Below are 20,819 nucleotides of genomic sequence, written 5' to 3'. Positions count from 1 at the left end.
TGGCGAGGAAGTTTTGGCCAAAGCCGCCATCCCCCAGTTGGCGGACAATCCGATAGCGTTGGGCGAGGAGGCCAAAGGTGGGGCGGGGGGTATCGAGGGGGGTGGGTTGGGGTTGGGTGTTGGGTTGGGCGTTGGGTTGGGAAATGACCGTGGGGGCGTGGGGGGGTTCCTCGCCGGGGGTGGCGATGGTGACGGCTGTCCCCCGGAGCCATTGCAAAGCTTCGGTGGCGGTGGTGTAGCGGCGGTTGAGTAACCCTTGGAGGACAGTGGAGAGGCGATCGCCACATCGCTCATTCCCCGGCCAATCTCCATCGGGGGCAGCATCGACCCCCATCAGCAACTGCACACCAATCACCCCCATGGCATAGAGGTCAAAATGGATCGTGGGTTTTGCCTGCCAATGGGCGGGACGGTAGGGGGTTTGGCCCAAGGGACGGCGTAGACTGACCTGCCCTTGGCCGTTGAGTTGCAAGAGGCTGATTTGCAGACATCCGCCAAATTCACAAAGCAGCCATTGTTGATCACTCCAGAGCCAACTTTCCAGGCTGAGATTGCGATGAATCATCCCCTGATCATGGACAAAACCTAAAATCTGGAGGGTCTGCTGAAGGATTTGGATCGTTTCCCCTTCACTTTTTGGCCCTTCTTGAAGTTGGGAAAGGAGCGATCGCCCCTTGAGCCAATCCTGCACCAGATAAAATTTACCGTTTAACTCAAAAGCCTCGTACACCGTCGGGATCTGGGGATGCTTCCCCAAGAGCGTCAGGCGTTTCACTTCTTTGGCGAAAATTTGCCGCGCCACTTTCAACAATGCCGGATGACTGGCATTGAGGGTGAATTCCTGAAGATAACAGCAGGGATTTCCCGGCCGCTGAAGGTCTTCGGCTAAATAGCCTTGGCTCAATTCTCCGGTGGTGAAGGTGCGGGTAATCCCATAACGATCCTTTAAAAGGGGAGTAGCCATCGGACAAGGCTCCGCGAACAATTCAGGAGCATTCACCCCCAACCTCCATTTAAACCCATTCCTTGCCGGTTTCTCATCTGGCACAGATTCCCCTGTGCCAGATGAGAAACCGCGCCAAATCCGGCAACTGAGGCGATCGCCCCCCGTCATAACCAAAAGAAAGAAGCTCAGGATTTTTTGCGAGGACTTGACCATGATGCGCACCGTTGTACTCCCCACTGCCCTATTGGCCATTGTCGCTCCCGCTGCGATCGCCAACCCCGTCCAAACCGTTGCCGTCGAAGCCACCCCGGAATTTTCCCGCCAACCGGAATTTTCCCACCGCGCTGCCCGCCCTGGGGAACCCCTTCCCCAAGATTTAGCCGTCATGGCCACCAATGTGGAGATTACCGGCGCAAATCCTGAACTAATCCAAATCGCCCGCCGCACCATCGCCACGGAGCCGGGCCAAGCCACCAGCGCCAGCCAACTCAATGCCGATCTCGCCGCCCTCAAACAAACCCAACTGTTTCAGGATGTCCAGGTCAGCACCATTCCCAACGAGCAAGGCTGGAATGTGCAATACGCCCTCCAACCCGTCACGATTCAACGGGTGCAACTCAACAACGCCCAAGTTTTAAGCAACGAAGTGGCCGCCTCCCTCTTCACCGCCCAAATGGGCCAAGCCGTCCAACCCAGCAGCATCAACCAAGGCATTGCCCAGATTAACCAGTGGTATCAGGATCAAGGCTATGTTTTGGCGAAAGTTCAGGATGTCCGCGCTCAACAGGATGGCAGTTTGAATGTGATTGTTGCTGAGGGTGTAGTGGGTTCAGTACAAACCCAGTTTATCGATAAAGAAGGCAATGTTACCGAGGGCCGCACCCGTGAGGATTTCGTTTTAGATCAACTCAACCTCAAGCCGGGGGATGTGTTCCAAGTGGCTAAAGCTCAAGCAGATTTACGGGAACTTTATCGCTTAGGTTTGTTTGAGCAAGCCCGCATTGGTCTTCAGGATCGCGGCAACAATACCGTAGATGTGATCTACGAACTTCAGGAAGTTTCAGCGCGGGGCGTGAATGTGGGGGGCGGTTATAGCCGTGATTCCGGCGTGTTTGGTTCGGTGAGCTACAACGATCGCAATGTGGGCGGTATTGGCCAAAATTTAGCCCTCAATGTGCAAGTGGGGACGCGGGACACGCAATTTAACACCGAATTTAGCCGCGCCTACCGGGCTAACAACCCCGATCAACTGGGCTATAGCATTAATGCGTTCCGCAATCGCGGCGTTTCGGGGAGTTTTGATCATGAGGTGCGTTTAGAAGGGGGCGATCGCCCCAATGAAGGCCAGTTTGGCGGCGGTGTCGCCGTCAATGGGGCCATTGAGGATTGGGATACTTCCGTGGGGGTGAATTTCCGCCGCGTTAGTATTCGCGATGGGGAGGGCAATCTCGCCCCCGTCGATCAGTTTGGCAATGCCCTTTCCACCAGTGAAACCGGCATTGATGACCTCTACACACTCCGGGCCCAAGTCCGCAATGATCAACGGGATAACCCCATTAACCCCACCGCTGGCTCCGTCGTTTCCCTCTCTACGGAACAATCGATCCCCGTGGGTAGTGGCAACATCCTCATGAACCAACTCAACGCCAGCTATTCCACCTACCAAGCAACGCGCATCTTTGGCGGCCCCCGGCCGGAGGTTTTAGCCCTCAATGTCCAAGGCGGCACGATTATCGGTGATCTTCCCCCCCATCAAGTGTTTTTATTGGGGGGTGATAATGCGGTGCGGGGCTTTGGCCCTGGGGAAGTGGGAGCCGGTCGCAGTTTTATCCAAGCTTCCGCAGAATACCGCGTACCGTTGTTCAATTCTCCCGTTACTGGGGTAGCCTTTGCGGATTTTGCCAGTGATTTAGGCTCTACACCCAACCGCATCGGGGCCGAGGGTGAGGCGGAAAGCACCAAACTCGGCACGGGTTTTGGTTATGGGGCTGGCCTACGGTTAGATTCTCCGTTGGGAATTTTGCGGGCAGATTTCGGCATTACCAACACGGGGGATAGTCGTATTCAGTTCGGCATTGGCCACCGTTTTTAATCCCATCCCTGTGGGGGCGAAATTTGTAGGGGCGAAAAATTTTTCGCCCTGTTGGGTTAGCGGAAAAGGCGGGGGTAGATGGTGCGCCAAGCAAAGAAGGTGGAGGCGATCGCCCACCCCAACAACCACAACAACGACCACGGCCAATAATCTGGCAACCCCAAGGGCCACCGCAATAAATCCGCCAAGGCCGCTAGGGGCAAAGCACTGGCCACCTCAAAGAGGGGCGAGGGCAGCGTCTCACGGGGGAAATAGGTTCCGCAGAGGGTGAACATCGGCACAATCAGCAGAAACAACGGCACATTCACTTGATCAATGGTGCGCACTAGGCCAGCGGTGAGCAGGCCCGCCGCCCCAAACGTGATACTCCCCAACAGGATCAAGGGGATCGAAAGCAGGACGTTGCCCAGGGACATCAAACCCCAGATCATCGCCAAGATCCCCGTCGCTAGGGCGGCGATCATCCCCTTGGTGGCAGCCCAAAGCAGTTCGCCGGTAAACACCTCGCTAAAGGTGATCGGGGTGGTGAGGATGGCGTGCCAGGTTTTTTGATAATCCAACCGCAGATAACTGGAATAGGCCCCTTCACTGTAGGACTGGAACAGGACACCGATCGCCATCATCCCTGGGGCGAGGAAGTGCAGATAATCGACGGTTGCACCGTTATAGGTAATCTCCCCCACCAAGGGCGTTAAACCATAGCCAAAGGCGACAAGATAAATTAATGGCTCCGATAGGGGGGGTAAGCTATTGACGAGCCAGGTGGCTTGATAGACGCGGGCATTGCGTCGCCAAGCGGCATAGACTCCCCAAGGCGTGATCGGGGCTTGGCTGTGTTTTGAGGTGGGGTCAGGGGCAAGATCAGTTTTCATCGAGGGTATGGCCGGTGAGGCGTAAAAAGACATCTTCAAGGTTGGCGCGGCGACGATGGAGGCCGAGGGGATGGCTGTGGCTTAAATAGTCCCAAAGGTCATCGCCCCCTTGGGGGGGGACGGCGATCAGGTAATGCACGCCCACGGGTCGCCCCCAAGTTTGGAATTTGCTGAGAACGGGTTGCAGTTGATCTTCTCTAAGGCCATCTACTTCGATCACCTCTTCACCGATTGTGCTGTGGATTAAATTCAACGGTGTGCCGCTGTTGATCACCTGGCCGTTTTGCAAGAGGAGGAGGCGATCGCACAGTCGTTGGGCTTCGTCCATGTAGTGGGTCGTGAGCAACACCCCACAGCCCGCCTGTTTCAGTTCCGTCACCAATCGCCAAAAATCTTGGCGGGCATCGGGATCAAGGCCCGTGGTGGGTTCATCGAGGAACACCAAACGGGGATGATTAATCAGCGCCCGCGCCAACACCAACCGACGTTTTAGCCCCCCCGATAGCTGATCAACCCGGTGCTTGTGGTAATCCTCTAAACCCACTTGGGCGAGGAGTTCACTGGCGCGGTTTTGGGCGGCCCGGCCCGTGATGCCGTAGAAGCTGGCGAAGTAGCGGAGATTATCAAACACGGAAAAATCAGGGTCGAGGTTGTCCTCTTGGGTGACAACCCCCATAATTTGGCGAGCGCGGCGGCCTTGGGTCTGGACGTTGAACCCCTCCACCATTACCCGCCCCCGACTGGGAATCACTGCCCCGTAAAGCATCCCAACGGTGGTGGTTTTCCCGGCTCCATTTGCGCCCAGGAATCCCAAGACCTCGCCAGCGGCGAGGTTAAAGCTCACCCCCTGGACGACGGAGCGCTCTCCATAGGTTTTCCAAAGATCATCAGCCTCTAAAACCATAAAACTGCATCGGTAAGGGTGGAAAGAATAGCGTAATACAAAACATACTACACAATTCTTTCCTCACCGACAATCACCCCAATCAACCCAGAGGCTCTGCTAAAATCGCCGCTGTTGCTTGAGGAGTTCCAATTCTTGCCGCACCTTTTCCGGATCAAGCCACCCATAACCCGCTTGCCCCAATTCTTGGAGCAACCCTTGAAAGTCCGCCTCCGTCCAGTGGGGTTCTCCGAGCCGTTTGATCACCCAATCCTGTTTGGCAGGCTGCGATCGCATCTGGGTCATCCACTGTTGCATCCGCTCCACCACACCCACCGACTGGCGGCGATGACGGGATGGCAGGGGTTTTTCAATGGGCAACTGCTCTAGATCGGCCTTGGCCTGGGCGAGGGAATAATCGTGATAATCCGGGTTGTGGTGGAGGATGGTTTGCAGCCATTCGCCAAAGTGGGGGGAAATGCTATCCAGTCGAGTGGTGAGGGGGGTAGCGGTTTCCTGTTGAATCGCGTTGCAGGTCACGCCAAAGGGTTGTTGGTTCAAGAGACTCACCATCGTCACGCCGAGATTGTGGAGATCATTGGGGGGAGGAGTGGGTTCAGCCGCAGCAGAGGAACCAAAATCCGTCAGTTGGGTTTTCAGGTTAGAGTCTACAAAAATATTCGAGGGTTTCAAGTTGGCATGGACACAGCCATCATCCCGCTGCTTGAGATGAATGAGGGTATCAAGGACATTAACGGCAATTTTTTGCACTTCTCGCAGAGAAAGTTGGGGGGCGAGATCAAGGGCAGTGGTGGGAATATAATCTCTCACCAAAGAAAAACCTGTCCCCGTTTTATGGGTATGGAGATACTTGACAATCTGAGTACTATTGACCCCCTGCAACCGTTCCAGCACCTGCCGATAGCTATGAAACCATTGTTCTCCTTGTTGCTTTTCTGGGAAGTGAAACTGCTTGATCACCACGAGATTGCCGGTGATCTGGTCATTGGCCAAGGTCGATGCACACAAACCCTGTAAGGATTGCCCTAACTCTCGAACGGTGCTATAGCGTTGATTGGAAAGTGCCATGAACAGCTATCAACAGATTGTTAAAGAAAATCATATAGCAGTCTTCCAGAAGTGGCCCGCTGTCCTTCAGCAAAATTGCTGATTTTGCTGATTTTCAGAAGGTCGGCTTTCGATTGGAAATTAATTCTACCTTATACTGAAGGGGATGTTTTTGCCAGAATAGATCGGGGATTGACCGAATCTACAGTTTTGGTTCTTGGTGATGTTCGGGATTCCTCAGCCTGTGACTGATGATAATTTTACCCTGGGATTTGCGCCATTAAGCTTAGAACAGGTGTATGAACAAGCTGCCACCGCCGCCAATGGGGCGGTGGTGGTGATGAGTGGTACGGTGCGATCGCACACCCAAGGGCGGCCGGTGCGCTATTTGGAATATCAAGCCTATGCCCCGATGGCCTTAGTGGTGTTTCAGGACATTGCCGCTGAGATTCGTCAACAATGGCCCGCCACGAACCGGGTGGTGATCCACCACCGCACTGGCCGGCTCCACATTGGCGAAATTAGCGTCCTCGTTGCCGTGGGCTGTCCCCATCGCGGGGAAGCTTTTGCCGCCTGCCAATATGCGATCGACAACCTCAAGCACCATGCCCCCATCTGGAAAAAAGAACATTTTGAGGATGGCAGCACCACCTGGGTCAGCATCGCCGCCTGTGAATCTCTGGACAATTGCCCATGACGCAACCCCAACGCACCCTCTTCATTTGTCAAAGTACCAGTTGTCTGGCCCGTCAAGGGGCTGAAGTTCTCGCTGCGTTCCAGGCCGCTGACCTCCCCGATGGGGTGGAGGTCGTCCCCTGCGATTGTCTGGGTCAATGTAATTTAGCCCCCAATGCCCGCGTCGTTCCCGATGAAATTTGGTATTGTCGCCTCACCCCTAGGGATGTGCCGGAGATCATCCACGCACACCTAGAGGGGGGGGAACCTGTCAAGGGGAAACTTCACCCCCGCATCCACGGCTATACCCTAGGGTTTGAGCGGTAATTGATTACCAAAAAGGCGATCGCCTCCCTCCAGCCCCATCGCCTCACCACCCAGGCGAGCCAGCCATCATTTCCCGTGGGAGACGACGGGACGGTTACGATTTTTTTACCAAAGATTTTGGAGTAAGGGTTCTTTTTTGTTTGATTTCGTCACAAACAACAATATATCTTAATATATCTTGTTTTTGATGGTGTACATCTGATCGTCATGGCTCAAACCTAGTAACTGCGGGCATTACAAAACGATTAGCACCGAGCAAAAGCAGCAGAATCGATACCCAGCTAGAGCCATAGCTAATTAAAAATGTTTGATTTCAGTGAATCCTGTTAATTATGCGATCGCCCCTGTACAGGATTTGTATAATTTGGGAGGGGACTCGGCGGGATCATCCAATCCATGCAGAGATAAAAGTATTAACATCGCGTTTTCATTTGTTATGAAAACGTTACTTTTTCCTTTTCAAGTTCACTTCCATTGGAGTCATCTATATTCATGGTTAAAAGATCACTCCAGGCTTCTGCCCCGGGGATTCAAGTGGCTAAACGGGCCTTTGCGATCAAGGGATGGACGCAGGAAAATTTAGCGGGTGAGGTCAACCTTAAGACGCGACAACCAATCTGGCGATTTTTCACCGGAAAACCTGTGGATCGTCAGGTTTTTATGGAAATTTGCTCAATTTTAGATTTAGATTGGCGGGAAATTGCCGAGAACCCCCCCGCTGAATTTCCTGAACCCGGCAAATCCCTGATCACGATGGGGATGAACTTAGATAACGTTGTGGAGCAGGTGCGATCGCAACGGCACGATACCATTCAAAGCCGATGCGGTATTATCCAACTCCTTGATATTGGTCGTCCGGTGAATCTCGATGATATTTATGTGGATGTCAACATCCTCGAAGAACTGGCCCATCAACGATGGCAAGCCATTGAGGAGTTACAAAAACTCGCCCCTTCCGAGTTTGACCGCATTGGCATGGGGGCAGTGAATCGTCGGCAGATGGCGGGAACAGCAGCCGTAGAAACCTACAAAAAACTCAGGGTTTTAGGTAAACCCGGCATCGGTAAAACGACATTTTTACAGCATTTAGCGATCCAGTGCGATGGCGGTCACTTTATCCCCACCCAAGTCCCGATTTTTATTGCCCTTCGGGATTTTGCCGAAGAGAGTCGAGAGAGCGGCCGATGTAGCCTCTTGGACTACATTCGTCAACTATTTGTGATGGCGGGCGTGCCTGACCCCTCCACCGCAGGGACTTTGCTGAGGGCGGGGCGAATTCTCCTGCTTTTAGATGGTATGGATGAAGTGATCAATCAAGATATGGTGGGGGTGAGCCGTGATATTCGCAAATTTTCCCAAAAATACCACCAAAACCAAATTATTGTCACCTGTCGCACCGCCTTCCAAAATCCAAAACTCCAAGGCTTCACCGACGTTGAAATTGCGCCCTTTACCCAAGACCAGATCAATATATTCGTGAGAAAGTGGTTTACGAACTTGGGAGCCAATGATCACCAAGCAGCAGAGGCAAAATCAGCGAAACTTTTAGGGGAAATTGAAAATCCAGAACACTGGAAATTTCGTCAACTAATTGTTAATCCCCTCTTCCTCCATGTTGCTTGCTGGGTCTTTCAGTGCCAAGGAAAATTGCCCGCCAAGCGCACGGATTTTTATAAGCAGGGTCTTGATTTACTCCTGTATAAATGGGATGAATCCAAGGGTATTGAGCGCGATCGCCTCTATCGCGGCTTTTTACTCCCTGAAAAAATTAAACTCCTCAGTCAGTTGGCCGCTGTCACCTTTGAAAAGGGAGAATACTTTTTTGAACAGCGTGTCATTGAGCGATACATTGAGGATTATCTATGCCACCTACCCGGTCATAATCTTGAGCCGGAACAACTTCAGATTGAAAGCGAGGCAATGCTAAGGACAATTGAAAACCAGCATGGGTTAATCACGGAGCGCACCAAAGGCATTTTTTCTTTTTCCTATCTAGCCTTTCAGGAATATCTCACTGCCCGTAAAATCGTCGCCAGCCATAATTTACGCGCCCTTGAAAATGCCTTAGAAGGCTTGGTCAGCCATATTGAGGATCCCCACTGGCGCGAGGTTTTCCTGCTAACCACAACCATGTTACGCAGTGCAGACTCTTTAGTGCAGTTAATGAAGCAACAAGTTGATGTATTAGTATCCCAAGACCCCTATCTCCAAGAATTTTTAACTTGGGCAAGTCAGAAATCGCAAAATTTACGCACTGAACCCAAAGTTGCAACATCGAGAGCCTTTTATCTGGCTTTGGCTCAATCCCCTCACATCATGGCTCACTTTAATCTGGTTGCAACTTTAGATCAAGGGCTATTCCTGGATGCCGCTTTAGACCATTTACTCTTAGAATGTTCGAGCGACCACAGTTCAGGTTTTGCCCATGCCCATGCCTGCGGGGAAGCGTTGAACCAAACCTTGACGATGATCTTAGATGCCGGATTGTATAAATCCCTCGAACAGCTTCAAGAACAGTTACCCATGGCCCATCAAACCCTAGAAAGCTCACAATCTTGGTGGCAAGAACATTGTGCCAGTTGGACAGAGCAGCTAAGGTCAATCATTGCCAAACATCGCAACTATTCATCCTGGAATTTTAGCCCTGATCAGCATCAGATTTTGCAAGGTTACTATGATGCAAACCAGTTACTAATTGATTGCCTCAATAGCAATTGTGAAATTACCGCAGCAGTTCGGCAAAATATTGAAGCAACGTTGCTGTTACCCCAGGGAGAACTAGAGGAACGGGAATGGAATTAATCTGCTGGGGTATATTGTATAACCCTTTTTTATTTGAGGATCAATCAAATAAACCATGAACTTCATCATTGCCTGATTAATATTAGGGGAGAAGACCAAGAAAATTTTGACTTTATACAGTCTAACTTTGGTTTTCTGATCACATTTACTGGAGACAGATCATGGGTTTAGGTAATAAAGCAAAAACGGCCGCCAAGGATCTTGAAGGTAAAACTCAAGAAGCCGTTGGCAAAATGACTGACAATCATGAAGGCCAGGCTAAGGGTAAAGCTAAACAAGCTGAGGCCAAGGTCGAAAAAGCTGTTGAAGATGGCAAAGATAACATCAAAGGCGCACTTAAGTAACCCCTCTGCTGCCTCATGGTTCTCACCTGCGATTAATCTGTTGAGTTTCATAGTCTAGCTATATCTAGGCAAGCTCACCCTTGTCTAGATCCATTCATAAATCTTGGAGAATCCCATGACCTCATTGCGCAAAACAATTCATTTGTTAATTTCATTTGGTTTGATGTTTTTTATCTCAACCGCTAGCGGTTTTACGGCTCGTAATGCTTCAGCTACCCCCCTATTGACAGTAACCCTTGGCCAAGTAGCTCCAGGTTCAGGCCCTTTAGCTTGGGGATTTGGCGATGCCCAAGCCACGGCAAAAGATTTGGAAGGCAAGGCTCAGGAACTGGTGGGTAATGTGACGGGCGATCCGAAGGATCAACTCATGGGTCAAGCGAAGCAGGCAGAAAGCCAATTGCGCCATGATGCTCAAAATGCAAAGGACATGGAAGCGAAGCTTCTTGAGGAAACAATGGGCAATATTACCAGTGATGTTAATAATGCTGAAGACCAAATCATGGGTAAGGTCAAACAAGTGGAAAATCACTTCAACAGTACGGTTGAAAATGTCAAGTCTGCTGCCGAAAATCTGATCAATTAATCTATTTATGTTGATCATTATACCAATTCTCCAAGGTCAAGCGACAGAACAAGGGGCTTAAGTCCTTTCCCTGAATCACTTTATGTGTAGCTTCCATTTAGACAATTGGTATCACAATTACTCAAGAAGAACGTTATGGGAAATATGTTATGGACTGCGATCGTCGTTCTGTTTATCCTTTGGGTGCTCGGATTTTCTATCAACATCGGTGGCGGCTTAATTCACATTCTCTTGGTATTAGCACTGATCGGCTTGGTTTACAACCTATTCATTGGTCGTCGGGTCTAAATCGCCTACGACAATATAGCTCAGAAAATGATCAAAATAACTATTTCTAATGCATCATGGCACATTCCTCAAAATATCCTCATGCCAAGTCAATTATTTATTGACGGGAGAAGCTGCTCTTTTATCCTTGTGTCTGCCTGGGTTGATCTGAATCTTGCCCCTTCTGCACAGCATTATTTTTTTTAATGGTGCAATAACTTGAGGCGGGGGATAGGTCTAACCCCAATCACTGCCTTGTCCCTCTTCGGAGGGATTTTTTTGGCTTTGATCCGACAGGCGGTTGCTGAATCAATGGTGCGTCAGTTGTTACGCTGATCTTTTGCGTCGTGGATTAACGCTCTGACGCACCCTACCATTGAATCGTAGGGTGCGTCAGACAGAATTATTGATGATTTTGGGGGTTGAATTGGGTCTGACGCACCGTTCCCTAATATCATTAACTGAAGTGAGGCACTGAGCAAAGACGCTCAACAGAGGAGAAATTAACGTTCCCTGAGGGGTCAAATTGCCCACTAGGGGTCAGGGGATTGATCTGGATCTGGCAGGCGGATGATATCTTCATCCCCCAAAAATTCGCCATTTTGGACTTCAATCATCACCAATGGAATCACCCCTGGATTCTCGACTCGGTGTGTGGTGTTCATGGGTACATAGGTGGATTGTTTGGGCATCAGTAGCGTTTCCTGGCCATTACAAACCACCTTGGCCGTCCCCGCCACGACAATCCAATGCTCGCTGCGGTGGTAGTGCATTTGGGTGCTGATGTGGTGTTGAGGCTTGACTTCAATGCGATTGATGCGATAGCGGGAACCTTCTTCAAGGATGGTGACAGTTCCCCAGGCTCGCTCTTCGGTGCGGAGTCCTTCGGCGGTTTTTTGGTCTTTGGGTTTAGGGTTGGATTTGCTCATGGGGAGAGTCTTGATGGGTCTATGCCAATTATCAACCTTGAGCGCAGGGTTGTAACGATTAAACCGGCTGAAAAATTTGGGCCGCTGTGAGGGGTTGAACGGTGAGCATTGCGGTCGGTGGGATTTGTTTGATTTTAACCCCTAGGAGCAATGCTGAGGATGCCCGACCATTGGACGTTTTTGGCGTGGGTGCGGCGGTAGGAAAAGAAATAATCCGGTTGTTGGTAGGTGCAACAGGGGGCGATCGCCACCCCCTTCTCCTCTACTCCTAACTCTGTCAACTGACGGCGGATCACCTGGCGCACATCCAAACGCACCCGCCCCGGTTGGGGGTCGGGGAATAGGGGGGGATCGGGTTGGGCTTGGAGGAGGGCGATCGCCTCATCCCCCGTTAACCCTTGGCAAACTTGTAAACTAGCCGCCACCTGTTCCCCCACCTGGGTTGTGACTTGATACACTTCCCCCGCAATGGCCGGCCCCAAGGCAAAAACTAAATCCTCTAATTGACTCCCCTGGGCCAAGAGCCGCGCCACCGCTGCCCCCGTTGCTCCCTGGGCTGTCCCCCGCCAACCGGAATGAATAGCGGCCACTTGGCCCGTGGTGCGATCGCCCACCAATACCGGCGTACAATCCGCACTGGCCACCCACACCGAAGCCCCCGGCTCCTCCGTTACCAACCCATCCCCATCGGGAAACCCTTCCCCCCGAAACGCCTCAATTTCCTGGGGCGTGAATACAATCGGGCCATGCACCTGCTTGAGGCGATAGGCCCGTTGGGAACTCCCCCCCAAAATCGGAGCCAAATCCGTTGGCGTTTGGGGGGCAAACTGTTGGGTAAAAAAACCGTGGGGCCAGAGGCCCAGAAGCTCACAAGTGAGATAGGGCTGGCCTTGGGCCGTAGTCTGCCATTGCCAGCCCAGAACCGGCCCATCCGGGGTAGAGAATCGAGGGTTTTTGCAACTCATAAAAACGCTACTTCCCCCTTTTTAAGAGGGGATTGAGGGGGATCATAAAAACGCTACTTCCCCCTTTTTAAGGGGGATTGAGGGGGATCATAAAAACGCTACTTCCCCCTTTTTAAGGGGGATTGAGGGGGATCATAAGAACTTCCCCCTTTTTAAGGGGGATTGAGGGGGATCATAAGAACTTCCCCCTTTTTAAGGGGGATTGAGGGGGATCATAAGAACTTCCCCCTTTTTAAGGGGGATTGAGGGGGATCGAGTTAGAACAATTGAGTGCCAGAAGCGACAATCATCGAGCCAATGCCCGAATTCGTCAGGATTTCTAACAGTAAGGCATGGGGAACCCGGCCATCAACGATGTGGGCCGCTTTTACCCCTTGGGCGAGCGATCGCACACAACAAGTCACCTTCGGAATCATCCCCCCCGCCACAATCCCATCATCAATCAATTGCCGCGCCTGTTGAATATCCAGCTTTTCATAGAGGGTCGAGGGATCTTTGTAATCATGGAGAATCCCCGCCGTATCCGTGAGCAGAATCAACTTTTCCGCCTCCAGGGCCGCCGCAATTTCCCCCGCCACCGTATCCGCATTAATATTGTGGGCTTGGCCCTCCTCATCCGCCGCCACACTGGAAATCACCGGCACATAGCCCGCATCCACCAAGGTTTTAATCAGCCTTGTATCAACACTACTCACTTCCCCCACAAACCCAACATCCTGCTGGCCCACATGGCGAGCGCGGATCAAATCCCCATCTTTCCCACAGAGGCCCACCGCCGCGCCCCCCGCTTGGTTGATCAACGAGACAATTTCCTTATTGACCCGGCCCACCAACACCATTTCCACCACATCCATCGTATCGGCATCCGTGACCCGTAGCCCATCTTTAAACTGAGGTTCAATGCCCAATTTCCCCAGCCAACTATTAATTTCCGGGCCGCCGCCATGAACCACAATGGGCCGCACCCCCACACAGGACAAGAAAACAATATCCCGCACCACCTTATCCTTGAGGCTGCCATCTTTCATTGCTGCCCCCCCATACTTCACCACGATGGTACGCCCGGCAAAGGCTTGAATGTAGGGCAGGGCCTCACTGAGGACACGCACACGGGTGGCTTCTTCCTGTTTCAAATATTCGCTATCGTTGGCCATAGGTTTCTCTTAATCCAAGGGTTACGGGTTAACACTCCCCAAGGCGTTTATCGCATATTGCGAGGTTAATGCAGATAAATTGGTTACAAAGTCGTGGGGAGGGGGCGGTATGGTAGGGGCGTTGGCGTAAGCCTGCCGGAGGCACAAAAATTTTTCGCCCTGGATTTGAAGCGAGTGAGGCGGGGGCAACTTCACCTAGACGCTAAGGCCAAGCTGTAGCAAGATACAATAAACAACAACGACTTAACATTTGTTCAACAGGCATGGGAAGAGTAGTCGGCATTGATTTGGGAACCACTAACTCCGTTGTGGCCATCATGGATGGGGGCAAACCCCTCGTCATTGCCAACGCTGAAGGGATGCGTACTACTCCCTCTGTGGTGGGGTTTAATAAGGATGGGGAGTTGGTCGTCGGGCAGTTGGCCCGCCGCCAAGCGGTGCTGAATCCTCAAAATACGTTCTATGCCTTAAAACGCTTCATTGGCCGGACGTATAGTGAGTTAAATACGGAATCTCGGCGCGTTGCCTATACGGTGCGCCGGGATGATAACGGTAATGTACGGATTCCCTGCCCTCGGTTGCGTCAGGATTTTGCCCCAGAGGAGCTTTCTGCAAAAATTCTCCGCAAGCTGGCGGAAGATGCGGAACGCTATTTAGGGGAACCCGTTACCGGAGCGGTGATTACGGTTCCCGCCTATTTCAATGATTCCCAACGGCAGGCCACAAGGGATGCAGGCAAGATCGCCGGGTTGGATGTGTTGCGGATTATCAATGAACCCACTGCTGCCTCCCTGGCCTATGGGTTAGACCGCAAGGAAAATCAAACGATTATGGTGTTTGATTTGGGGGGCGGGACGTTTGATGTGTCGATCCTGGAAGTGGGGGATGGTGTGTTTGAGGTGCGGGCCACCAGTGGGGATACCCAATTGGGGGGGAATGATTTTGATCGGCGGATTGTGGATTGGTTGGCGGAGCAGTTTTTAGAGGCGGAAGGGATTGATCTGCGCACCAGCGATCGCCAAGCCCTCCAACGCCTCACCGAAGCCGCCGAAAAGGCCAAAATTGAGCTTTCCGGCGTGGCCACCACGGAAATTAACCTGCCCTTTATCACCGCCACCGAGGACGGCCCCAAACATATCGAAACCCAACTGAACCGCGCCCAATTTGAAGAACTCTGTGGGGATTTACTCGGTCGGATTCAGCGACCGATTAAACGGGCGGTGAAGGATGCGGGCCTGACCCCCCGGCAAATTGACGAAATTGTCCTCGTTGGCGGCTCCACGCGGATGCCCATGGTGCAAGCTCTGGTGCGGATGCTCATCGATCGCGAACCCAACCAAAATGTCAACCCCGATGAAGTGGTGGCGGTGGGGGCGGCGATCCAGGCGGGGATCCTCTCCGGGGTGGTGAAAGATGTGCTGTTGCTCGATGTTACGCCCCTTTCTTTAGGACTGGAAACGATCAGCGGGGCAATGAAGAAGCTGATTCCCCGCAATACGACGATTCCGGTGCGCCGTTCCGATATTTTTTCCACGGGGGAAAACAATCAAACGGTGGTGGAAATCCATATCCTCCAAGGGGAGCGGGAAATGGCTAAGGATAATAAATCCTTAGGCCGGTTTAAGCTGACGGGCCTACCGCCAGCTCCCAGGGGTGTGCCACAAATCCAGGTGGCTTTTGATATTGATGCCAATGGTATTTTGCAGGTGACGGCGATGGATCGCACGACGGGCCGGGAGCAGAGTATTGTGGTTCAGGAAGCTTCTACCCTGAGTCAATCGGAGGTGAACCGGATGCTTCAGGAGGCGGAAAGTTTTGCCCAGCAGGATCGGGAGCGGCGGGAGCGGGTGGAAAAACGCAACCGATCCAAGGCGTTAATTGATCAATCCCAGCGGCGGCTGCGGGAAATTGTCCTGGATTTTGGGACGCAGTTCGCCAGCTATTACCGGCGGCAGATTGATGCGTTAGTGCAGCAGTTGGAGGCGGCGTTAGAGCGGGATGATGAGCGGGGCATTGATCGCACCTATGCAGATTTGCAAGATGCCCTCTATGAGTTGAATCGGGAGGTGCGATCGCAGTACGACGATCGCGATGATGATGATTTCTTTGGCTCGATTAAACGCACCTTTTCGGGGGACAAAAAGCGCGATCGTTACCCTGAACCCGACCCCTACCGCTCCCCCTACAGTTCCCCCTATCAAAACACCCCCTATCAAAGCACCCCCTACGATGACCCCTACAGCGCCCCGCCCACCCGCCGAGTGGAGCGATCGCCCTACGAGGAACCCCGCCCCAGTCGCCCGGAACGTCCCCGTGTCGGGGATAACCGCAGTTGGGATGGGCCTGCGAACACGGATCGGTATGCGAACGGCAATCGGCCCACCAATGATCGATACCCCGACGGCGATCGCCGTCGCCCCAATCGCCCCAATTATGATGATTGGGATGACGATGATGATTGGTTCTGATTTAAAGGATGAAGGATGAAGGCAGAAGGCAGAAATGGGAGGGGAGGTTAATGCGTGAATTTTACACTTTTAACTTTTCCCATTCATCCTAATACGCACGGGCAAAGCCCTACATCCTTCTGCCTTCATACTTTAAACTAACCCCATTCCCTCACCCCACAATGTATGGAGAATTTCCGCAACTACTACGCCATTTTAGAAATTGAATCCCAAGCTTCACCGGAGGAGGTGAAGCGGTCGTTTCGTCGTTTAGCGCGGCGGTATCATCCGGATATGAATCCGGGGGATAAACGGGCGGAGGATAAATTTAAGGATATTAATGAAGCCTATGAGGTGCTGTCCGATGAGGGACGGCGATCGCAATATGATCAATTCACCCGGTTTTGGCAAAATGGCGGCAAGCGCAAGCCCAACCGCAGCAACGGCAGCCGCCCAGCCCCGGATAATTTCGACCCGAAAAATTACACCGACTTTAACCGTTTCGTTGAGGAGTTGCTCAACCAAGAAACGACGAGTCAGGTGCGCATGGATGCAAAAACGCCGGAGGCTTACCGTCAGCGGCGCACCAAAACCGAACGCCCTCCTGCTCAACGGCCTAGGGATGTGGAGGCCCGGCTTTCCCTGCCCTTGGAAAAAGCCTATCGGGGGGGACGGGAGCGGATTCGCCTCGAAGATGGGCGATCGCTGGAGGTGGATATGCCCCCCGGTATGCTGGACGGCCAAAAAATCCGGCTCCGGGGCCAGGGTTTAAACGGCGGCAATTTGTATTTAAAAATCACGGTGGAACCCCATGATCGCTTTACGCTGCGGGGCAGTGATGTGGTTTGTCAAGTTCCTGTCACCCCCAGTGAGGCGATTTTAGGGGGGATGGTGGAGGTGCCGACGTTGGATGGGTTGGTAAAAATGAATGTCCCGAAGGGGGTGCGATCGGGCCAAAAGTTACGTTTGGCCCATAAGGGATTTCCCCAAGAGGAAGAAGGGAAACGGGGGGATCAAATTGTGGAAATTCAAGTGGTGATCCCGACGACGGTTTCCCCGGAAGAGGAAGCGCTCTATGCACAAATTCGCCAAATTGAAACCTTCAAACCCCGCCAAACCCTGATCAATTCCTAATCCGGCCCAGGGTCGGGGGTTAACTCATCCAAAATCCGCTTGTAGCCTTAATCCGCGTAGGGGCGAAAAATTTTTGTGCCTCCGGCAGGCTTACGCCAACGCCCCTAGATCAGCGCCATGATTAAGGGGATTCCCGATGACAATTTCTGGCCTAAAGGCGATCGCTCATTTGGGTTTGGTAAGCCTGGTAAACGGCGGCGAGAAATTCGTGCTCGCTGAGGTCATCTAAGGGCAGCGTCGGTAATTGGATAATTGCTTGGACTTGGGTCGCGAGTTCTTGGCTCTTTTGGATGCGGGCGAGGCGGTGGAGCTTGGGGGCCCGTTGGAAATAATGGCGGAGGACGGTGAATTGCTCCGGTGTGAGGCGATCCAATTGGGCCAATTCCGGGAGGGTTTCGGCATAGGCGGCGGAGGCGGGGGAAATTTGCAGAATTTGCCGCTTCGGGGTGGTGGCTTCTTGAATGACCACGGTTCCCGCCAACCAATCCCCAAGCCGTTTTTCCCGCCGACTGAAAATAATCAACAGCATCCCCAGAAAAAAGAGATCATCCACCGGGCGCAGGAGCGATCGCAGCGTTGCCTGGGGCAGACGGGCAGGCCGACCATTTTCCCGAATCACTCGAATTTTCACAAACCGTTTTCCCGGTGTCTGCCCCTGCCACAGCACTTCAAAGGCGATGAAGTAACCCATATACAGGCAAAACCCCAAGATTAAACCCAGGGCGGCAATCCAGAGGGTAATGGTTTCGGCGGCAATGGTGGTGAGGGTGGCGATCGCCTCGATCTGGTCGAACATGGCGATCCAGAAGAACAAAAACACCAATAACACCAGGCTCCAGAGCAGATAATCAATCAGGAGCGCATAGGCCCGGTTGCCAATGCCGGCCAAGGTAAACGTCAGTTCAACGCTTTCCGGGGTACGGAGGGTGATCTCATTTAACAGCTTCATGGGGGTCGGTGGGGAGGGGAGAAACAGTTAGGCAATTAAGCTTGCTGAATCTAAAAGCTATGGGGTATAATAAAAAATTGTGTCGCATTGAGCCAAATCCATGCCGAAACTCAAAACCAAACGGGCTGCTGCTAAACGGTTTAGAGCCACCGGGACGGGCAAAATCCGTCGTCGCAAAGCCTTCAAGAACCACATTCTTGAGCACAAAAGCTCTGAGCAAAAACGCCGACGCTTGTCTAATCTCGCCCTTGTCCATGAGCGGGATGAAGAAAACGTGCGCTTGATGCTGCCCTATCTCTAACCGGATAAAGCAGCCTGATTCTAACATTAATTTATGAGAAGACTGTAGAGAAAGACTATGGCAAGGGTAAAACGGGGTAACGTCGCCCGCAAACGTCGTAAAAAAATTCTCAAACTGGCCAAAGGTTTCCGGGGTTCCCACTCTCGGCTGTTCCGTACAGCAAACCAGCAGGTGATGAAGGCATTACGCAATGCCTATCGCGATCGCCGTCGTCGTAAGCGGGATTTCCGCCGTCTGTGGATTGTGCGGATCAATGCCGCTGCTCGCCAGCACGATATCAGCTATAGCCAGTTAATCAACAAGTTGAAGATTGCCAATGTTGAACTGAATCGTAAGATGTTAGCGCAATTGGCGGTGATTGACCCGGATGCGTTTGCCAAGGTTGTGGAAACCGCGCTGAAATAGGCCCTAGCCTCACTGGTAATCCGCTGAGTTGTAGGGGCGTTGGCGTAAGCCTGCCGGAGGCACAAAAATTTTTCGCCCCTACGCAGATCAACGCTATACAGCCTTTTCACGAGTTAAACAAAACGATCTCAAAGTCCATCTCCCGCTCTGGGAGAGGGATTTAGGGTGAGGGCATATCTTATTCTGTAGAGCGTCAACATTTGCCTTAGCCCTGCTTCTCGATGAGGAGCAGGGTTTTGGTTTGGCTAAATCGCTAAACAATAGTGGGTGAGGGCGATTAACCCCGCTCTGGCTTGGGCTAGGGGGCGATCGCTCCCCCAAATGCGGTGCTGGGCGTAATAGTCCAAACTGGCTTGGCAGAGGGGCAGGCGGGGGGGATCGGGTTGGGTGGCGAGGCGATCGCCAAAATCGATTAACGCCGTCACCAACGTATAATCACTTACGGTCAAGGCCCCCCAGGGGATGGGAGGGGTGAGCAATTGCGATTGTTGGGCCAACTCTAATAAATCTTGCCAGCGGGTGCGGGTGTAGTGAACCGCTATATTTGCCTCAAGGGCCTTGAATTGCCGTGCTTCTAAGCTTAACCATTGCTGAAAAACCGCCGTTAACCCTTGGGCGATCGCCCCATCTGACCAGCACCAATCCACCACTTCCCGCTCCGGAACCGCCACCCATCCCCCCCCCTGGCATAGCTGGGTGATCAGGGTTTGTGAATTCCTGTTCCGTATTTTGGCCCATTGTTGAGCAATGGGACTACGATAAATCACAGGATAAGCTTGACGGACTCGATAAATTGGCAAGGAATTAACCTCCATGGGGCTTGTTGCGATCCCCACCGCCGATAATTGCTGCGCCAATTGCTGTTGCAGTTGCGATTTTAGTGAAAGTGGCCCCATCATCGGCGCGATCGCTCCAACGCAATATCCATCCTTGCCCGGCCAAAGCGGATCCTCATCGATCATCCGTCGATCTTGTTTCCTAACCTTGATTGAGCAGTTCAACGCCTCATGCTAGCACCTGTCCCCCTTGCTGAAATTATCCCCCCCACCATCGCCTCGCAACCAATTTGCGATTGGGCCAAAGTCCATTACCGCGATCGCCTCTTTGCCAAAGACGAACCCATTCCCGCCCGGCCCGGGTTGTTGTATTTGGTGGAGCAGGGAGCCATCCGCCTGATGGGGATGACCCAAACCCCCGCTCCCTGTAGCCGTCCCCCCATGCCAGAGGAGGAGCCAGAGGAGGTTTTTTTAGGATTTGTGCGGGCGGGGTTGCCCTTTGAGTTTGTGGCGCGATCGCCCTTTCATTTCCATGCCTATGCCCATGTGGACGAAACCAAAGTGATTTGGCTCTATTGGCCAGACTTAGAACTGTGGCCAGAAATTCAACAAAGCATCTGGGCCGCCTTCCGCTATCAACACCAGCGCAAACTCCTCTGGCTCAGTACCCTTGGGCAACGGCGCACCATTGACCGCCTCGTTGGGGTGTTAACCCTGCTCATGGAGGAATGCGGTGAGCCTTGGCAAACCGGCTATCGTCTGCCCTTTCCCCTCACCCATGCCCATTTAGGCAGTGCCATCGGCTCCACCAGAGTCACCGTCACCCGACTGATGGGACGATTGCGGGAACGTGGCGTGATTGTGATGTTAGATGATAACTTGATAGCAATGCCCTAGCTT

Annotated in this window: 22 protein-coding genes; 13 read left to right on the top strand and 9 right to left on the bottom strand. The window is 52.5% G+C overall.

The window, feature by feature from the left end:
* The coding region (locus VB712_RS05345) for a protein kinase domain-containing protein (protein WP_323252884.1) at nucleotides 1-964 on the bottom strand (964 nt) is incomplete at its 3' end.
* A 193-nt stretch (nucleotides 965-1,157) separates the two neighbouring features.
* Between VB712_RS05345 and VB712_RS05340 the strand changes: the two genes are divergently transcribed.
* Nucleotides 1,158-3,038 (top strand): BamA/TamA family outer membrane protein, encoded by a 1,881-nt coding sequence (locus VB712_RS05340; RefSeq protein WP_323252882.1) that lies wholly within the window; start codon nucleotides 1,158-1,160, stop codon nucleotides 3,036-3,038.
* A gap of 56 nt (nucleotides 3,039-3,094) precedes the next feature.
* Here VB712_RS05340 and VB712_RS05335 read toward each other — a convergent pair whose 3' ends face one another.
* The 3 genes from VB712_RS05335 to VB712_RS05325 all read right to left on the bottom strand — a co-directional run bounded on the left by VB712_RS05335 (nucleotide 3,095) and on the right by VB712_RS05325 (nucleotide 5,882).
* Complete coding sequence (locus VB712_RS05335) at nucleotides 3,095-3,910, bottom strand: ABC transporter permease (protein ID WP_323252880.1); 816 nt, start codon at nucleotides 3,908-3,910, stop codon at nucleotides 3,095-3,097.
* Nucleotides 3,900-4,814, bottom strand: coding sequence for an ABC transporter ATP-binding protein (locus VB712_RS05330; RefSeq protein ID WP_323252878.1), 915 nt, complete (start codon nucleotides 4,812-4,814; stop codon nucleotides 3,900-3,902). Before VB712_RS05330 ends, VB712_RS05335 begins: the two co-directional genes overlap by 11 nt.
* A 99-nt stretch (nucleotides 4,815-4,913) precedes the next feature.
* The gene (locus VB712_RS05325) at nucleotides 4,914-5,882 is read right to left on the bottom strand and encodes a protein kinase domain-containing protein (RefSeq protein WP_323252876.1); all 969 of its coding nucleotides are present in this window, start codon (nucleotides 5,880-5,882) and stop codon (nucleotides 4,914-4,916) included.
* A gap of 223 nt (nucleotides 5,883-6,105) precedes the next feature.
* On the opposite strand from VB712_RS05325, the gene VB712_RS05320 reads away from it, so the two are divergent.
* From VB712_RS05320 to VB712_RS05290, 7 genes are all read left to right on the top strand, one after another.
* Nucleotides 6,106-6,558 (top strand): molybdenum cofactor biosynthesis protein MoaE, encoded by a 453-nt coding sequence (locus tag VB712_RS05320; RefSeq protein WP_323252875.1) that lies wholly within the window; start codon nucleotides 6,106-6,108, stop codon nucleotides 6,556-6,558.
* Nucleotides 6,555-6,863, top strand: a complete 309-nt coding sequence (locus VB712_RS05315) for a (2Fe-2S) ferredoxin domain-containing protein (protein WP_323252873.1) — start codon at nucleotides 6,555-6,557, stop codon at nucleotides 6,861-6,863. The genes VB712_RS05320 and VB712_RS05315 overlap by 4 nt, the downstream gene beginning before the upstream one ends.
* Nucleotides 6,864-6,989, top strand: a complete 126-nt coding sequence (locus VB712_RS05310; protein ID WP_323252872.1) for a hypothetical protein — start codon at nucleotides 6,864-6,866, stop codon at nucleotides 6,987-6,989. It begins immediately after the preceding gene.
* Between the two features lie 366 nt (nucleotides 6,990-7,355).
* Nucleotides 7,356-9,665 (top strand): NACHT domain-containing NTPase, encoded by a 2,310-nt coding sequence (locus VB712_RS05305; protein WP_323252870.1) that lies wholly within the window; start codon nucleotides 7,356-7,358, stop codon nucleotides 9,663-9,665.
* A gap of 161 nt (nucleotides 9,666-9,826) precedes the next feature.
* Complete coding sequence (locus VB712_RS05300) at nucleotides 9,827-10,009, top strand: CsbD family protein (RefSeq protein WP_323252868.1); 183 nt, start codon at nucleotides 9,827-9,829, stop codon at nucleotides 10,007-10,009.
* A 115-nt stretch (nucleotides 10,010-10,124) separates the two neighbouring features.
* On the top strand, nucleotides 10,125-10,592 hold the full coding sequence (locus tag VB712_RS05295) for a CsbD family protein (protein WP_323252867.1): 468 nt from the start codon (nucleotides 10,125-10,127) through the stop codon (nucleotides 10,590-10,592).
* A gap of 135 nt (nucleotides 10,593-10,727) precedes the next feature.
* On the top strand, nucleotides 10,728-10,880 hold the full coding sequence (locus VB712_RS05290; protein WP_323252865.1) for a lmo0937 family membrane protein: 153 nt from the start codon (nucleotides 10,728-10,730) through the stop codon (nucleotides 10,878-10,880).
* A gap of 512 nt (nucleotides 10,881-11,392) precedes the next feature.
* Here VB712_RS05290 and VB712_RS05285 read toward each other — a convergent pair.
* From VB712_RS05285 to argB, 3 genes are all read right to left on the bottom strand, one after another.
* Nucleotides 11,393-11,788 (bottom strand): phosphomannose isomerase type II C-terminal cupin domain, encoded by a 396-nt coding sequence (locus tag VB712_RS05285; RefSeq protein WP_323252864.1) that lies wholly within the window; start codon nucleotides 11,786-11,788, stop codon nucleotides 11,393-11,395.
* A 134-nt stretch (nucleotides 11,789-11,922) separates the two neighbouring features.
* Nucleotides 11,923-12,753, bottom strand: coding sequence for a peptidoglycan editing factor PgeF (gene pgeF / locus VB712_RS05280; protein ID WP_323252862.1), 831 nt, complete (start codon nucleotides 12,751-12,753; stop codon nucleotides 11,923-11,925).
* Between the two features lie 257 nt (nucleotides 12,754-13,010).
* Nucleotides 13,011-13,907, bottom strand: a complete 897-nt coding sequence (gene argB, locus VB712_RS05275; RefSeq protein ID WP_323252860.1) for an acetylglutamate kinase — start codon at nucleotides 13,905-13,907, stop codon at nucleotides 13,011-13,013.
* Between the two features lie 263 nt (nucleotides 13,908-14,170).
* On the opposite strand from argB, the gene dnaK reads away from it, so the two are divergent.
* Nucleotides 14,171-16,375 (top strand): molecular chaperone DnaK, encoded by a 2,205-nt coding sequence (gene dnaK / locus VB712_RS05270; RefSeq protein ID WP_323252858.1) that lies wholly within the window; start codon nucleotides 14,171-14,173, stop codon nucleotides 16,373-16,375.
* A gap of 165 nt (nucleotides 16,376-16,540) precedes the next feature.
* On the top strand, nucleotides 16,541-17,488 hold the full coding sequence (locus tag VB712_RS05265; protein ID WP_323252856.1) for a J domain-containing protein: 948 nt from the start codon (nucleotides 16,541-16,543) through the stop codon (nucleotides 17,486-17,488).
* Between the two features lie 151 nt (nucleotides 17,489-17,639).
* Here the strand turns inward: VB712_RS05265 and VB712_RS05260 are convergent, their stop codons facing one another.
* Entirely contained in the window at nucleotides 17,640-18,437 is a 798-nt protein-coding gene (locus tag VB712_RS05260) for an RDD family protein (protein WP_323252854.1), read from the bottom strand.
* Nucleotides 18,438-18,537: 100 nt separating this feature from the next.
* On the opposite strand from VB712_RS05260, the gene rpmI reads away from it, so the two are divergent.
* Together rpmI and rplT are read left to right on the top strand one after the other, a co-directional pair.
* Nucleotides 18,538-18,738: a 50S ribosomal protein L35 gene (gene rpmI / locus VB712_RS05255; RefSeq protein WP_323252852.1), complete on the top strand. Its 201-nt coding sequence runs from the start codon at nucleotides 18,538-18,540 to the stop codon at nucleotides 18,736-18,738.
* Nucleotides 18,739-18,795: 57 nt separating this feature from the next.
* Nucleotides 18,796-19,143: a 50S ribosomal protein L20 gene (rplT, locus tag VB712_RS05250; protein ID WP_323252850.1), complete on the top strand. Its 348-nt coding sequence runs from the start codon at nucleotides 18,796-18,798 to the stop codon at nucleotides 19,141-19,143.
* 245 nt (nucleotides 19,144-19,388) lie between these two features.
* On the opposite strand, the gene VB712_RS05245 is transcribed toward rplT, so the two are convergent.
* Nucleotides 19,389-20,105 carry a hypothetical protein gene (locus tag VB712_RS05245; RefSeq protein WP_323252848.1) on the bottom strand — a complete coding sequence of 239 codons (717 nt, stop codon included), beginning with the start codon at nucleotides 20,103-20,105 and terminating at the stop codon, nucleotides 19,389-19,391.
* 45 nt (nucleotides 20,106-20,150) lie between these two features.
* On the opposite strand from VB712_RS05245, the gene VB712_RS05240 reads away from it, so the two are divergent.
* Entirely contained in the window at nucleotides 20,151-20,816 is a 666-nt protein-coding gene (locus VB712_RS05240) for a Crp/Fnr family transcriptional regulator (protein WP_323252846.1), read from the top strand.
* The last annotated feature ends 3 nt before the right edge of the window (nucleotides 20,817-20,819 follow it).

This window comes from Spirulina sp. CCNP1310 (assembly GCF_034932185.1).
GTDB lineage: Bacteria > Cyanobacteriota > Cyanobacteriia > Cyanobacteriales > Spirulinaceae > Spirulina.
Note: the sequence above shows the minus strand (reverse complement) of the source record. Positions and strands in the feature narration are given on the sequence as shown.